10 protein-coding genes are annotated in these 15,805 nt (G+C 62.6%); 8 read left to right on the top strand and 2 right to left on the bottom strand.

Features of this window, described 5'->3' with window-relative positions:
* Nucleotides 1–79: 79 nt before the first annotated feature.
* The gene (locus B9Z01_RS35020; protein ID WP_143809005.1) at nucleotides 80–676 is read right to left on the bottom strand and encodes a hypothetical protein; all 597 of its coding nucleotides are present in this window, start codon (nucleotides 674–676) and stop codon (nucleotides 80–82) included.
* Nucleotides 677–939: 263 nt separating this feature from the next.
* Between B9Z01_RS35020 and B9Z01_RS20700 the strand changes: the two genes are divergently transcribed.
* Nucleotides 940–4,326 carry a hybrid sensor histidine kinase/response regulator gene (locus B9Z01_RS20700; protein ID WP_085486424.1) on the top strand — a complete coding sequence of 1,129 codons (3,387 nt, stop codon included), beginning with the start codon at nucleotides 940–942 and terminating at the stop codon, nucleotides 4,324–4,326.
* A gap of 1,012 nt (nucleotides 4,327–5,338) precedes the next feature.
* Here B9Z01_RS20700 and tssH read toward each other — a convergent pair.
* Nucleotides 5,339–8,017 carry a type VI secretion system ATPase TssH gene (tssH, locus tag B9Z01_RS20690; RefSeq protein WP_085486420.1) on the bottom strand — a complete coding sequence of 893 codons (2,679 nt, stop codon included), beginning with the start codon at nucleotides 8,015–8,017 and terminating at the stop codon, nucleotides 5,339–5,341.
* 669 nt (nucleotides 8,018–8,686) lie between these two features.
* Between tssH and B9Z01_RS20685 the strand changes: the two genes are divergently transcribed.
* From B9Z01_RS20685 to B9Z01_RS20655, 7 genes are all read left to right on the top strand, one after another.
* Complete coding sequence (locus tag B9Z01_RS20685) at nucleotides 8,687–9,310, top strand: TagK domain-containing protein (protein WP_085486547.1); 624 nt, start codon at nucleotides 8,687–8,689, stop codon at nucleotides 9,308–9,310.
* Entirely contained in the window at nucleotides 9,294–10,130 is an 837-nt protein-coding gene (locus B9Z01_RS20680) for a type VI secretion system accessory protein TagJ (protein WP_085486418.1), read from the top strand. The genes B9Z01_RS20685 and B9Z01_RS20680 overlap by 17 nt, the downstream gene beginning before the upstream one ends.
* Nucleotides 10,127–10,645 (top strand): type VI secretion system baseplate subunit TssE, encoded by a 519-nt coding sequence (gene tssE / locus B9Z01_RS20675; protein ID WP_085486416.1) that lies wholly within the window; start codon nucleotides 10,127–10,129, stop codon nucleotides 10,643–10,645. The genes B9Z01_RS20680 and tssE overlap by 4 nt, the downstream gene beginning before the upstream one ends.
* 1 nt (nucleotide 10,646) lies before the next feature.
* On the top strand, nucleotides 10,647–12,527 hold the full coding sequence (gene tssF, locus B9Z01_RS20670) for a type VI secretion system baseplate subunit TssF (RefSeq protein ID WP_085486414.1): 1,881 nt from the start codon (nucleotides 10,647–10,649) through the stop codon (nucleotides 12,525–12,527).
* Complete coding sequence (gene tssG / locus B9Z01_RS20665; RefSeq protein ID WP_085486412.1) at nucleotides 12,528–13,574, top strand: type VI secretion system baseplate subunit TssG; 1,047 nt, start codon at nucleotides 12,528–12,530, stop codon at nucleotides 13,572–13,574. It abuts the gene before it with no gap.
* A gap of 17 nt (nucleotides 13,575–13,591) precedes the next feature.
* A complete protein-coding gene (locus B9Z01_RS20660) occupies nucleotides 13,592–14,701 on the top strand; it encodes a type VI secretion system protein TssA (protein ID WP_085486410.1) in 1,110 nt (369 codons plus the stop codon).
* A 152-nt stretch (nucleotides 14,702–14,853) separates the two neighbouring features.
* Nucleotides 14,854–15,798: a fimbrial protein gene (locus B9Z01_RS20655; RefSeq protein WP_244196095.1), complete on the top strand. Its 945-nt coding sequence runs from the start codon at nucleotides 14,854–14,856 to the stop codon at nucleotides 15,796–15,798.
* The last annotated feature ends 7 nt before the right edge of the window (nucleotides 15,799–15,805 follow it).

Genomic DNA, 15,805 nt, shown 5'->3' with positions numbered 1-15,805 from the left:
TTGAAAGGCTTGATGTATTTCGACCTATTGGTTGCCCGCTATGGATCGCTCATGTAGCCAGCACAGCAGCGCTGAAAATTTACCATGAGAGCATGTCGACTGCGAATGTGAACGTAAATGTGAATTCATAAGCATTGCATGAAAATCGCGCGTAAGCCTCAGGCGGCCTGCGTGAAGTTGCAAGCGGTTCGTTCAGCGAATATTCCATCTGTCCTCCTTGCGCCGCTCGACGCCAATCCCTGATGCCGACCTTTTTAATCTTTATAACGTATATCAGCACAATAACGCGAGGACTTTTTGAGGCCCCGTTGCAGCCGCTATTGAGGTCAATCCCATATTGCAGGCAACTCAACGTCATTCTATCGACACATGTGTTTAGCCAGGCATTCCATACGAACATGAAAGACATGGCAAAGAAGCAACGCTTCTGCAGCGGCAAAAGAAGCGCGTGCCATGCGTACACCAGACGCTTGCCCGATTCGATTGAATACCACGCCGCCACATTTGCACGACGAGGGCGGCAGGGTCGATCGTCGTAAAACACGATGACCTTCGGATCGTGATAGCGGCGCGTCAGGAACGACAGCAAGGTCGTGCCTGACGCCGAGCGCAGAACAGGATAGTCATCGACACGCGCATATGGATCTTCGCGTTGCTCATCGAAACCTCCACGCAATGGGGAGAGATCGGAATGGGACGGCGCACTGAATGGACGCTCCGGAACATCCTCACTCGCCCTCGCCGGTGCGCAGATTCCGAGCCGGTCGGACCGGCAAATTTAGGAAGTGTCTGAAATCCCTACGCCTTACAAATAAGACAAATCCCATTTAAGTGAGGGAGGCGCTCTGCCACACTCGTCAAGCTGGAATGACTGAAAACCGGTAACAGACAGCTTGTCCCCTTACGCACCGCGCGTCCACAGAATGTTCCCGTATCGCCATGTCCGCCAGTTCTCCTTACAACGTGCTGAATCAGTTGCGCCGCTACAAGCGGCTGCTCGTGTTCGGCGGCGGCGCGGTGACGACCTTGATGTTGCTGATCGCATTTATTCTCGCGATGCTGTCGGCGGTGCGCGCGCATGTCGCCGTCGAGCGCCGGACCTTCGTCGTTTCTCACAACCAGATCATGGAGCAGATCCGTGTCGGTGAAGCGTCGTTCCGTATCGCGCTCGTAGGCGCGGAACTGGCATGGCCGAACGGCACGAAGGTCGATCAGGCGCTGGTCGACGAATTTCGCAAACACGACGGCGGCATCGTGCTGCAACCGACTTCGGCGGAACGGCCGCAGCGGGTATTCGCAGTCAACGCCAGCGCGCTGCGGGACGACGAAATCCGCCGCTATCTTGTCCTCGCTGAGCAACTGAGCCGTTCGCGCGCCATTCATTCGCTCGCACGCGGCCGGCAGCTTCCCGGTTATTTCTACGGTATCGAGTACGACATCGCCGGCATCATGTCGTCTTCGCTGGACGGCGAGCCGTGGCCGGCCACCGCCGTGGCGGCCGACCGCGAGCGGCTGATAGCCGCGCTCGCCAACGGCCTCACCCGCCTCGCCGACACCCCTCCTGGCACGCCTGCCCAACCGTATCGGCAATTATTCTGGATACCTCCCGCGGTCAGCCCGCTGACCGGCAAGCTCACGATCCGGCTCGCCGCGCCGCTACTCCACAACGGCACGCCGTTCGCAATGCTCGCCACCGAATACGAACCGGATTTCCTGATTGCGCCGCTCATCGGGGACGAGCACTCGGACGGCGCTTACATGATCGTCGCCGGCGACGGAACGATCATCAACAGCACGATCCCACAAGCGCGTGCCGAAACGCTCCTCGACCAACGCACGCTCGCCTTGACGAAGAAGGGCGGCGAAACGTGGCACGACGGCATGTTTACGATCGCCGGGCCGCTCGGCGATACAGGCTGGACGCTCGTACACACGTGCACGTGGCGCGATATCGTCGCGGGCATTGGCCTGCATCTGGGGATCGGTGCGGCAATGACGCTCCTCACGCTCGTAGCCGCGTGGACGTTCCTGATGTCTTTCAAAAACCGCGCGGTTCGCCCGGCGCTCGATCGCTCGCAGCGCCTCTTCGAAAGCGAGCAGTTGAGCCGCACACTGATCGAAACCGCGCCCGTCGGGCTCGGACTGATCGCGCTGAAAGACGGCACGCCGCTCCTGCGCAGCCCGATCATGATCAAGGCAGCGAAACGCGTCGTCATGCCGGCGCCCACGCTCTCGGCCGAGTTGGCCGCGCGCTATCGCGCCCGCGCGCAAAGCGGCGCACATGACAGCGATGAAGTCATGCACGAAGAGCTAACATTGCCCACGCACGACAGCGATTCAATCGACGTCGCCCTGAGTGCGACGCCCTCACGCTACCAGGGCGAGGACGTGCTGGTGGTCACCGTCACCGACGTGACCGCGCACAAGCGCCTCGAACAGCATCTGCGCGAAGCGCGGCAGGCCGCGGACTGCGCCAACGCGGCGAAGTCGGCATTCCTCGCCACGATGAGCCACGAAATCCGCACGCCGCTCAACGCCGTGCTCGGCAATCTCGAACTGCTCGCGCAATCGCCGCTCGACGCGCTGCAGCGCGACCGTCTCACGACGATCCGCACGTCGTCGGAAGGGCTTCTCGCCATCATCAGCGACGTGCTCGACTTCTCGAAGATCGAGGCGGATGAGATGACGCTCGAGCATATCGAGTTCGACGCCCTCGACGTGGTCGCGCGTTCGCTGACGATGTTTGCGCCGCTCGCGCAGTCGAAGGATCTGCAGCTCGTCGCGGATCTCGGCGTCGCCGCTTCGCAGCCGATGCTCGGCGACCCTACCCGGCTCGGCCAGATCATCAACAATCTGCTCTCGAACGCGATCAAGTTCACCGAACGCGGCGCGGTAACGCTGCGCGTATCGGTACCCGACATGTCGACTCCCGGCGGACTCGACCTGCAGATCGAAGTCGAAGACACCGGCATCGGCATGAGCGCGCGGCAGCAAGCCGCGATCTTCCAGCCGTTCAGCCAGGCGGACACCTCCATCAACCGCCGCTTCGGCGGCACGGGCCTGGGGCTCGCACAGGCGATGGGCGGCAGCATCGCGATGAGAAGCGAGCCCGGCAACGGCAGTTGCTTTACGGTGCGGGTGCCGCTCGGCGCACCACAGGCCGCGCCCGACATGCCGCAGTTCGCCGGTGAATCGGTGACGCTCGTGGCCGCTGCCGAGGCATCGCGCGCGTACGCGGTGTCCGTGTTGCAGGCTTGGGGGCTGACCGTGAATGCGTATCCCCATTTGGCACAGGCCGATCAGCCGACGCTCACGAAAACCCGCACTCTGATTCTGCTTGGCGAGCGCGATACGTGGCACGTGGACGGCGAGAGCCACCTGATCGAACGCGCGTCGTGGGTCATCGATTGCACCGCCGCCGGCCCTGTGAATCCGGTTGCGTCGGGCCGGGTCGTGCGTGTGTCGAGCTTCAGCCTGATGGGGCTTGCGCAGGCCTTGCAGCATACGCTGCGTGACGTGCCGCTCGCATGGACAAAGGATACGCCGCAGGTGCTGCCGCACCGGCTCAGGGTGCTGGCTGCGGAAGACAATGCAGTCAACCGTCGCCTGCTCGAAGAACAGTTGACGATGCTCGGCTGCGACGCGACGGTCGTCGAAGATGGCGCGCGAGCGCTCGCGTGGCTGTCGCGTGAGACCTTCGACGTGCTCGTGACCGACCTGTCGATGCCGCTCATCGACGGCTACACGCTGGCGCGTGAAGTGCATCAGCGTTGGCCGCATATGCCTGTGATCGCGGCCACAGCGTCGGTTACATCAGAAGAGCGCGAGCGCTGCGAAGCGGCGGGCATTGCGAGGATGGTGACGAAGCCCCTGTCGCTCGCGCGATTGAGGGCAATCCTGACCGAGGTCGCCGGGATGCCCGCTGCCGTGTCGCAGATAGCGTATCGAACGGAAGCGCAAACTGGATCGCAAGCGGATTCGCAACCGGAAGCCCAGGTGGAAATCGGCACGCAAACCAACGACACAGACGACGCCTTGCTCGGCGGTCGCGCATTGCCGGCCGAGTTGCGTCAGATGTTCAACGATTCGTTCGACACGTCGCTCACGGCGATCGCCACCGCGCAGCGGGACAACAACGCACCGTGCGTGCTCGCCGAACTGCATTCGCTGCGCGGTGCGCTGGGCGTGCTCAGGCAATATGAGCTTGCGGATCTTTGTGCGGCATTCGAGATCCGTATCGAGCAAGCCGGTCTCGCGGGCCTTGGCAGCCTCGATATCGCAGCCTGTCTGCGCGATACACAGGAAAGCGAACTGACGCACGAATAGCGTCGCAGTGTGCAGAGCCCGATGCGTTCGACGGCGAGGCTCAAACGACGATACTGCGTCACGTGCAAAGGGAGCGCGAAACCGCTTGAGCGCGAATATATAGCAAGCTGTTTGTTGCAGATCCTGCAGACTACGCCGCATGGGCCAGCGTTTGAAGCGAAGCAGGCTGATCCGAATTGAACACCTGTTCTCTGCACGCCCGAGCGAATAAAACTGCTCAGGCCTGCTTTAACCAAGCCAAACGAGAACGGTGCAATATAAGACGAATGCTGCTAATAGCAGCATCCAAGTTTGAGATAAGTCCATATGCTGGAGAATCGTCGGGCTTGATTCAAGACAGCCCAACGCAAGAAATTAATCGCAAAGAAGATCGCAGACCATCAAAAGAAGCACAAACGACGCGAGCAAACACACAACGCCCGCACGGACCAGAATGCTGGGCCATTGCGCAGGCCGCAAAGAATCGATTCGGACGATGCTTTGCACAGGTACTGGATCGTGTCGCATCACGAGTGTAGCGAGCACGACGGACAGTATCGTCAGCATGACGGCAAAAAAGCGAAGGGCAAGCGTGTAATTCACAACCGGGATCTGTTCAACTTGAGGTTTGGGTGCATATCGCGAACAAGCCTTGCAACCCTCAAAACATGCACGGAGGTTGACCCGCAAACGTAGGAATATTGCGGGAGCGTAGTGCGACTGTGCGGACCCACCATTTCGATCAGAAATGGTGAGCTAGTGGTTGTCTCCATGACAAACACCAAAGAGCGTGTATGGTAATGCCGCACCTGCCGACCTAATATCAGTGCAGTCCGAAAAACGTCCGGTCTACAGCGTGAATTGATCTGAATACCAGCGCCTGGAACGGCTGGAGACGCGCCTTTTGGTAAACGCGCGGTAACGTGGCACCCTCGTCACCCTGACGGCCACCTCTGCGACGGCCGAGATCAGCATAGGCGTCGGACACTTTTGAGGAAAAGACCTCGTCGCTCGGGAAAACACGACTACTCGGTCATACAACGCTGAACGATTGAAACACGAGCGCATCGGCAGGCCCCGCGACGGGATCGGCCACCTCAATCGCGATGCGCGTAAGCGCACGTTTCGATGCGAATGCGTCGAGCCACTGCCGCGCCAGACGTGGCAGCACGTGTTGCTCGATGAAACCGATCAGCAGACGCGCACCGGTCTCCTGCACGAGGCAGCGCCCGACGATGTAGTCGACCACGCCTGAACCATAGCCCAGTTCGATTCGGTTGGTTTCCGCCATGCGCTGAACCACGCGATCCAGGTGCAGCCGCACGATCTGTGCAAGAGAGTCCGATCCAAGCGGGCGATATGGCACGACCGTCACGCGACCGAGGAACGCCGCCGGAAACGCCTTCAACAATTCCGGTGCAAGCGCCGAGCGCAACCCGTCCGTATCTGGCGCGAGCATCTCATCCGCGTACAGGCTCGCAGTCAGATCGGAGCCGACATTGCTCGTCATCAGGATGGTCGTGTTCCGGAAGTCGATATAACGTCCGTCGCCGTCCTCCATATAGCCCTTGTCGAGCACCTGATAGAACATCTCGTGTACGTCGCCATGTGCTTTCTCGATCTCATCGAGCAACACGACGGAATATGGACGCCGGCGCACCGCTTCAGTCAGCACACCGCCTTCACCGTAACCCACGTATCCGGGCGGTGCACCCTTCAGTCCGGAGACGGTATGCGCCTCCTGATACTCGCTCATGTTGATCGTGATCAGGTTCTGCTCGCCACCATAAAGCGCCTCGGCCAATGCGAGCGCGGTCTCGGTCTTGCCGACGCCGGAGGGACCCGCGAGCAGGAACACCCCGAGCGGCTTGCGCGGGTCGGCGAGCCCGGCACGCGCGGTCTGCACACGCTCGCCGATCTGCTGCAACGCGTCGGACTGGCCGATCACACGGGAAGCAAGCGTGGCGGGCAGCACCTGCACAGCGCTCACCTCATCGGTCACCATGCGTCCTACCGGAATGCCGGTCCAGTCCGAGACGATTTCAGCGACGATTGCTTCGTTGACCTCCGGGAACACAAGCGGAGTATCTGCCTGCAAGTTCGACAACGTCCGCTCCAGCGCCCGCAATGTCCCAATCGACGTGTCGGCGCCATGCGAAGCGTTGGCTTCGACGGGCTCGTTCAGCGCCTCGCGGGCGCAGGCCAATGCTTTTGCCGCCTCGGCCTGCGCCCGCCACGCAGCTTCGACAGTGCACCCCTCCGTCTCCAGTATGGCGATACCCGCTTTGATGTTAGCGAGCGCAGTACCGTCGCCCAGACCGATGCGCGCCTCGTTGTCCAGCAGTTCGGCCTCGACACGCCCGGCCTGCAACCGTTCTCGAATACGCTGCAATTCACGCGGCGGCGCATGCTGGGACAAGGCAACTCGAGCGCAAGCGGTATCCAGCAGGCTGATCGCCTTGTCCGGTAGTTGGCGCGACGGAATGTAGCGATGCGATAGTGTGACGGCCGCTCGAATCGCCTCATCGAGCACCACCACGCCATGATGGCTGGCAAGCGTGCGTGCGAGGCCGCGCACCATGTCGATGGCAAACGATTCCTCCGGTTCCGCGATCTGCAGCACCTGGAAACGGCGCGTAAGGGCCGGATCTTTCTCGATGTGCCGCTTGTACTCGCCCCACGTAGTTGCGCCGATCGTGCGCAGCGTGCCGCGCGCGAGTGCGGGCTTGAGCAGATTCGCCGCGTCGCCAGTACCTGCCTGACCGCCCGCACCGATCAACGTGTGAATTTCGTCGACGAACAGTACGACCGGCGCCGCAGACCTTGTCGCTTCTTCGAGCACTGACTTCAGGCGCGCTTCGAACTCGCCCTTCATGCTCGCGCCTGCAAGCAACGCGCCCACGTCGAGGCTCAGCAACCGGACATTGGCGAGCTTCGGCGGTACGTCACCAACCGCAATTGCGAGCGCGAGCCCCTCGACGACCGCGGTTTTGCCCACTCCCGCGTCGCCAGTCAGAAGCGGATTGTTCTGGCGACGGCGCAACAGCACGTCGATCATGGTGCGAATCTCGAGTTCGCGGCCGACCACAGGATCGATTTCTCCGGCCCGCGCCCGCGCGGTCAGGTCCACGCAGAACTGCGCAAGCGCGGCGCCCTTCGCTGGCGCAGCCAACGCACCAGACGCCTCGCCCGGCATCGCGGATGAGAAATCGCTCTGATCGTACGGCGTATCGTCCGCTTCAGGCGAGCCGTCGATCCACGCTGGCAGCGCATCATGAAGGCCGTCGAGAGGAATCTTGCCGAACGCGGGCGAGATGGACAGCAGCACGCGCCGCAACTCCGGTGTCTCGACGAGCGCGGCCATGAGCCACGCAGCACGAATCCGCCGGTCGCCGAACGCAAGCGTTGCGACTACCCACGCGCGCTCGATGGCGGCTTCGACGTGATGCGAAAAGTCGGCGAGCGCGCTGGCGCCTGACGGCAGGGCGGCGAGCGAGGTTTGCAGATCCCGGTCAAGCAATTCGCGGCTGATGCCGCAGTGCCTGACGATGCGATTCAGATCGCTATCGGGCTGCGCGATCAACTGATGCAGCCAGTGCACCAGCTCGATATACGGGTTGCCGCGCAGCTTGGCGAGAGCGGTAGCGGATTCGATACTCCTGAAGAGCGTCGTGCCGAGCTTGCCGAACAGGGCGTGGCGTGAAATGGACATGATGACGTAGCAAGTGAAGATGTTGTAGCGAGCGAGACGCGACCTCGGTTCGACATTCGGCGCACTAGCCGGGGTGTGTATTCGAAAGCGCGCGCAGATCGAAGTGATCGTGTGACAGAGCATAGCTTGTCGGCTGCCGTGTGTATTTGGGCCGTCGCCCATATTCCGCCCGCGACGTGCCAGGTACCATCTGTTCCGTAATGCATCCCTTAATGCAACCCATACGTCAGCCCGCATTTTTTGCGGGTCGTTTTGTACTTTCCGCCGCGAGAGAGTTTCCCCAATGCACGCTACACCGGCAAATTTCCTTCGCGTTCGTTGACGGGGCAGATCATGACCGGATATCTGACCCGGTGGGATACCTCACCCTTCGAAGCAGACGCATTCAGGATGTTCGCGAGGACGATCCAGTCCATCGGGCGAATGCCGTCTGCTTTGCGGCCCGTTTCTCCACCTGTCCCTGCACCTGTTCCGCGAAGCGGCCTCTCTGGCACGAGCACGGCTGGCCGCGCGGCCCACACAGGCAGGAACAGCAACGCTGAGGCGAACCGGTCGTCTGGCAGCAACAAGTCACACGCGAATGCCGACTTTCAACCCATGTCCGATTTTCCATCGAACCCATCACGCGAAGCGCCGCCCACTTTTGCAGCGAATCGCCCGGCGCCGCCGATGCGCACGCCGACAACAGTCCGGATCGAGCCCGTGCTCACAAAGCCGGAGGACTTAAGCGATCTGGTCGCGCTCGCCGACGACAACCACTGCGATCCACTACATATCGGGCGCGAACTGCTCGCACAGGAAGACGACGCACACGCCGGCACAACGATGCTCGCGCCGTCCGACGTCCACGAATCGGACCCGCTCGCCGCGCTCACGCTCGAATACCGTCGGGCGCTCCTGAGCCAAAAGAGCACCGGCACTACGCACGAACTGAGGACGACAACCGCACACGAAAGCGCGCCGCCCATCAGGGCCCAGCACGATCCATTCGCCGACCTCGCGGATCCTTCGCATGGCGAATCGTCGGTGTTCGATCTGCTCATGAATGGTAAAAACGTCGACACGCTGCTGGACAGCCTCGACTCCTTCGGCGCCGGCCAGATCTTCGAGTCGGACGAGTCGCACGAAATCCTCGCGCTACTCGCGCCGCGCGGCGTCTCCGCGCGCCGCACCAGCCCGGCGGCACCGCTTGCCCGTGAGGAACACCACATGGTCAGCGTGGACAGCCATATGCCCACGCCCGACTCCATTGAATACGAAGAACCCGAATCACCCGATGAAAATGACCGCTGATCTACCCGTATCAGACACTCCGACACTTCGCAGCCTGCTCGACACGCAGACCTTCGACGAACTCAAGGCGCAGACGATAGATAACGTGCGCAGGCATCCGTCGAGCGTGCGCGAGCGCTGGCTGCTGTTCGAACTGCTGTGCCTCGGCGGCGAATGGCGGCGCGCGCTGCAGCAGTTGCAGACATGGGCCACGCTCGAGCCCGAGGGGGCGTCGCGCGCGAAGTTGTATCGCGGGCTGATCCAGAGCGAGATGTTCCGCGCCGAGGTGTTCGGCGGTCAGCGCACACCGGGCGAGATCGATCCGCTGCCGGCCTGGGCCAATTCACTCGTACAGGCCAACATCAGGCTCGGAGAAGGCAAGCTCGCCGCGGCCGATGAACTGCGCACCGCCGCCTTTAACGACGCGCCGGCAACGCGCGGCGAAAGCACACAGATCGGCGCGTTCGAGTGGCTGAGCGACAGCGATACCCGGCTTGGTCCCGTGTGCGAACTGGCTGTCGCGGGCGGCTACCGCTGGGTGCCGTTCGACGCAATGAAATCGCTCACGCTCGGGCCGATCACCGCGCTGACCGACCTTGTCTGGCGTTCAGCCGTCGTCGGCCTGCGCAACGCCGCCGTGCTGCGTGGCTATTTGCCGGTACGCTATCCAGGTTCGGAAAACGGCCCATCCGCGATTCGGCTCGCGCGCGAAACCACATGGAAGGACGTCGGCGAAACCGGTGTAATCGCGCTCGGCCAGAAAACCTGGAGTACCGACAAGGGAGACTTCGGCCTGCTCGAAATCGGCGAATGCCGGTTCATTCACGACGAGCAGACATGAGCCCGTCCGACATCCGGCATCGGCAGGCGTACATGCCCTCGCTCATCGATCGCCTGCTCGACAACGCGCCCCAGCGGCAAACCGAGCATCCCGATGCTTACGCGCCCAACGCCGAGCGCATGCATCGCATCATCGAGCGTGACTTGAGCCTACTGCTCAACACGACCAGCCTCGATGACGAGCTCGATGCGACGCGGCACGCGGCAGTGGCCGAGTCGGTCGTCAATTACGGAATAGCCCCGCTGTCCGGCAGCTATCTCACCAATCGCAACTGGGAAGCTGTCGAGAAGATGGTCCGCACCGCGATCGTCCGCTTCGAGCCGCGCCTGATCCCCGAATCGCTGCGCATTCGGCCGCTGCGCAGCACGGATCCAATCCGCTACAACCAGTTGATATTCGAAATCGACGGGCTCATGCACTGGTCGCCCTATCCGCTCGAATTCCGCATTCAGAGTGCGTTCGACATCGAAATGAACCATGTCCCGCTCGATATGGACTCGCGCAGGGAGCACTGACATGGATCCTCAATTTCTCGACTACTACAACAGCGAACTGACCTACATGCGGGAGATGGCCGGCGAATTCGCCGCGCAGCACCCGAAGATCGCCCGCCGCCTCGGCATGGACGGCATCGAGGTCGCCGACCCCTATGTGGAGCGCCTCATCGAGGCTTTCTGCTTCACGTCGGCGCGCACGCAGATCAAACTCGACGCCGAGTTTCCGCGCTTTACGCAGCGGCTGCTCGAAGTGGTCTACCCGAATTACGTCGCGCCCACTCCGTCGATTGCCGTCGCACAACTACGGCCCAGCCTGCGCGCCGGCGATTTCAAGAAGGGTGTGAAGGTGCCGCGCCACAGCATGTTGCGCTCGGCAATTCCACCTGGCGAGCAGACGGCGTGCGAATTCCGCAGCAGTCAGGACGTGACGCTGTGGCCGATCGAGATCGCCGAGGCGCGGCTCACCGCCGTGCCGCCGGATATCCCCAACACCGATCGCTATCTGCTACCCCATCAACAATTGCGCGGCGCCTTGCGGCTGCGCCTGCGCACGACGGGCGAGGTCAAGTTCAGCCAGATGCCGGACTTCGACCGCCTGCCTATCTATCTCGGCGGCGACGAGCGCATTGCCTCGCATCTGTTCGAGCTGATTCATGCCGGCAGCGTCGCTTCAGTGGTACGCACGTATGGCGCGCCGCGCGGCGAAGGGCATGTGATCGCGAAATCGCCGGTCGAGTTCGAAGGCCTGCAAGCGGATCAAGGACTGCTGCCGCTCACCTGGAATGCCTTCCACGGTCATAATCTGCTGCAGGAATATTTCGCGTGCCGCCAGCGCTTCTATTTCATCGCGCTCACGCAGTTAGCGCCGGGCCTTGCGCGCGTGGACAGCAACGAAGCCGAAGTGGTGCTACTGCTCGACCGCCTGCCGGAAGAGCTGGCCACGCACGTCGACGCGTCGCGCTTCCTGCTGTTCTGCACGCCGGTCGTCAATCTGTTTCCCAAGCGCACCGACCGTGTCGAAATCAATCGCGCGCAAACAGAATTCCACCTGCTCGCCGATCGCACGCGGCCACTCGACTACGAAATCTTTTCGGTATCGCGCGTGTTCGGCAAAAGGGCCGAAACCTCGCTCGAAGTCGAATTCAATCCGCTCTACCAGACGCTGCACAGCGACGTCGGCAACCACGGCCGCTATTTCTCGGTGCGTCGCGAGCAACGCGCGCTGTCGGCCAACGCGCGCAAGTACGGCACCCGCACACCGTATATCGGCACTGAAGTCTACGTATCGCTCGTCGATCAGGTCGAGGCGCCATACGCCGACGACATCCGCTACCTGTCCGTCGAAGCATGGGTCACGAACCGCGACCTGCCGCGCCTGATCCCACGCAACGGCAAGGTCGACCTCACGATGTCCGACTCGGTGCCAATCGAAGGCGTCAGCCTCGTGCACGCGCCAAGCGCGCCGCGCGCGCCCTATGCGAGCGGTGAAACGGCGTGGCGTCTGATTCGCCAGTTGAGCTTCAACTACATGCCGCTTGTCGAACTCGATCACGGCGACGGTGGCCAGGCGCTGCGCAACATGCTGAAGCTCTTCATCACCCCGGGCGAGCGCGAACAGGCAAGGCAGATCGAGGCGCTCGTGGGCGCGCGCACCGAACCCGTCGTCCGGCGTCTGCCGGGCCAGGGGTTACTCGTCTACGGGCGGGGCGTGCGTTGCGAACTGACAGTCGACGAGACCGGTTTCTCCGGCATCAGCCCATATCTGTTTGGTCTCGTACTCGAGCATTACCTTGCCCGTCATGTGTCGATCAACGTCTTCACCGAAACCGAACTTCGATCGATGCAGCGAGGCCTCATCACGCAATGGCGGCCGCGCATGGGCGGACGCGGAGCGGTATAAATGGACACGCCGCACACGACCGCTATCGCACCCGCGCAGCCACCGCTCGATCCTCAGTCGCTCGATGCCTGGTTCGACCCGCAGACGCCGTGGCAATCCGGTTTCATGAGCCTGCTGCGCGCGATCTCCGCGCGCGCCCCGGCCATGCCCTTGCCGGGCAACGCGCGCCTGCCGGGCGAGGAACCGTTCCGGATCAGCCAGCAGCCGACCATGACATTCGCGCCGCGCGAAATCGCGTCGCTCGGCACGCGCAACGGCCGCCTCGACGTTCGCCTGTTCGGGCTCGGTGTCTGGGGACCGCAGGGGCCGCTGCCGCTGCACATGACCGAGCTGGCGTACAGCCGTGTCGAGAGTCATCAGGATCATGCGCTCGTTCACCTCGTCGACCTCTTCCACCATCGCGCGCTGTCACAGTTCTATCGCGCGTGGGCATCGGCGCAGGCCACCGCATCGCTCGACCGGCCCGGCGACGAAACATTTTCCTTCTACATCGCAAGCCTGAGCGGCGTCGACCCGGCCGAGGCGCAGCATTCCTGTCTGCCGACGCACGCGCGCTACAGCGCAGCGGCACACCTCGTGCGCGAGGCGCGCAATCCGGACGGCCTCGCCGCGACGCTGTCGCATTACTTCGGTGTACCGATGACTGTCGAGGAGTTCGTGCCGCATTGGATCCATCTGTCCGGATCGGAACACACGAAGCTCGGCGTGCCGGGGCAGGCAGCCATCATGGGCGAATGTGCACAACTCGGCGAGGCGATTCCCGACCGTCAGCACAAGTTCCGTCTCGTAGTCGGCCCGCTCGACCTCGACCAGTACCTGCGCCTCACGCCGCACGGAGAGGATCTAGCCACCTTCGTCGAATGGGTGCGGGCCTTCGTCGGCCACGAGTATGCGTGGGAGGTCAAGCTGCTGGTCAAGCCACGCGCTGCGCCGCCCGCCTGCACCGGCTCGTCCCAACGACTCGGCTACTCGACATGGCTCGGCGAATCGATGGACGAACAGCCTGTCGTCGGCATGGTGTTCGAACCTGAGCAATACAACGACTGATCCTGGAGTTTCTCCATATGAACGCCCACCCACCCGCGGCTCTCCTGCGCTACGCCGAGCTGCTCGAACCGGTCAGCGTCGACGCGCCCTGCGGCCCCGATCTCGAATACGATCCGGATTTCGTGATGCTGCTCGCCGCTGCCGCCCCGCGCGTCGAGGCGCAATACGGCGATTTCGTCGACGTTCCGCCGGCCGCCAACTGGGCCGAGATCGAACGCGAGTGCCGCGCGCTACTGTTGCGCACGAAAGACATCCGCCTTGCGGTGATCCTGTTGCGCTGCCGAGCCCGGCTCGACGGCGCGACGGGGCTGCGCGACGGGCTGGCGTTCCTGAATGCGATGTTCGAATGCTACAGTGAAGCGCTGCATCCGCTGCCCATGCTGGACGGCGAGCGCGACCCCGTCATGTACGCGAATGCGATCGCCGCGCTGGTCGACCCCGACGGCGCCCTCGGTGACGCACGCGATATCGCCATGCCGAAGGCCGCGGGTCTGCAATTGCATCTGCGCGACATCGAAAAGTCATTCGCGATGCCGCGCCAGAAAGACGCGCTCGCGCCGGAATCCGTCACTCTCCTGCTCAAGGAACTTTGGGGGCGGCGCGACGCCGCCGTTGCCGCGTTCGTCGACGCGCAGCGTTTCACCGCGAGTATCGCCGCGTGGTGCGACACAACGCTCGGCGCCGATGCACCCGATCTCAGCACGCTGTCTCGACTGCTGCGGCCGTTCGCGCAACCGCAACTGGATGGCGGCAGCTCATCGGTGCCGGCCGGTGCGCGACCCGCGGCGCAAACGCCCGTCGACACCGCGCCCGCTGCGATGCCAGCGCCGGGCTCAGCGGTCCCGTCGCCACCATCCGGCACACCATTCAACCCGCTATTAAACCCAATACCCAACGCATCCGCGCCGCCAACGTCCACAGCGCTACCCGCAGCGCTGCCCACGGACCGCTGGAGCGCACTCACGGCGATTCAGGAAACACGCAGGTGGTTTGAACAGAACGAACCGAGCAGCCCCGTCATCATCTTGCTGCGTCAATCGGAGCGGATGGTCGGCAAGCGTTTTTCAGAACTCGCCCATGTCATTCCAGCCGACCTGCTGGTCAAATGGGATGAAGTCGACAACTGATCCATCTCGCCTGTCACCGCCCGATGCTTCTTCGTCAGTCAAGCCGTACGGCACATCGGCTCACAAAATAATTTCCAATGAAAAGACTCGTCAAATTTCTTGTACTCGTCAGCCTCGGAATCGCGCGTATCGCGTCCGCTACGTGTCTCCAGTTGACTCCCGCTGATATCACAATCATCCAGCAGAGCATCGGTGGAGCCGGCTATCAGCAGGTGCAAGCCACTGTCCAGTTCCAGGACAATTCGGTGTCGATCGATCCCGGCCTCGCGATCGGTTCGTTGATCGCGACGGGCCTGTCCACCGCATTTCCCATCCAAACGGGCGTCATGGCCTGCACGAACGGCGGCACCTTGACGATGAACCTCGTCGGGGCGACTCCGTCCAGCATCGCGGGTATCTACAACACCAATGTGCCGGGTATCGGGTTCAAGCTCAGCTACATTCGCGCAAGCGGCACCGTGTCGGATTTCCCGTTTCCGATCCAGGCCGCCGTGGGCACGAATGGTCCCCAGGAGGTGGTCTACAACTACTTCGGCGCCGGCGCTCAGTTCCGGATCCAGTTGTTCAAGACCGGCGACATCGCGAGCAATGTCAACGTCCAGTTTGGCCTGGTGGGTTCGGGCCAGACCGACGGCGACGGCAAGACCGTTCTATCAATCAACGGCAGCGGCATCAACGTCAAGGTGTTGCCGAGCTGCTCGGTCAATAGCAGCACGCTGAACATCGACTTCGGCCTGTTCGGCCCAACGGACGTGTCGACCACGTCGGGTCCCACGCAGCCAGTCCAGTTCACTGTGCTCTGCTCCGGGCCGACGCCACCGGCGTCGATCACCGCGGCGCTGGCCGGCACACCCGATCCCAACGACGCAAGCATGCTGAAGAACACCGGAGCGACGAATCTCGCTATCCGCCTGAAGGACGTGTCCACCGGTACGATCCTGAGGCCGGACGATCCGGCGAGCACGCTCGTCCATACGCCAAACGGCGGCATGCAATCGCCGTTCTCGCTCGAGGCGACCGTCCTGCGCGTGGGAAGCGCAACGCCAACCGCCGGCAAGATCCAGGCAACCGCCACACTCACCATGACCATTCTCTAACCTTGCC

It is taken from the genome of Paraburkholderia susongensis (assembly GCF_900177725.1).
GTDB lineage: Bacteria > Pseudomonadota > Gammaproteobacteria > Burkholderiales > Burkholderiaceae > Paraburkholderia > Paraburkholderia susongensis.
The sequence above is the reverse complement of the archived record's forward strand: the minus strand, read 5'-3'. Positions and strand labels throughout refer to the sequence as shown.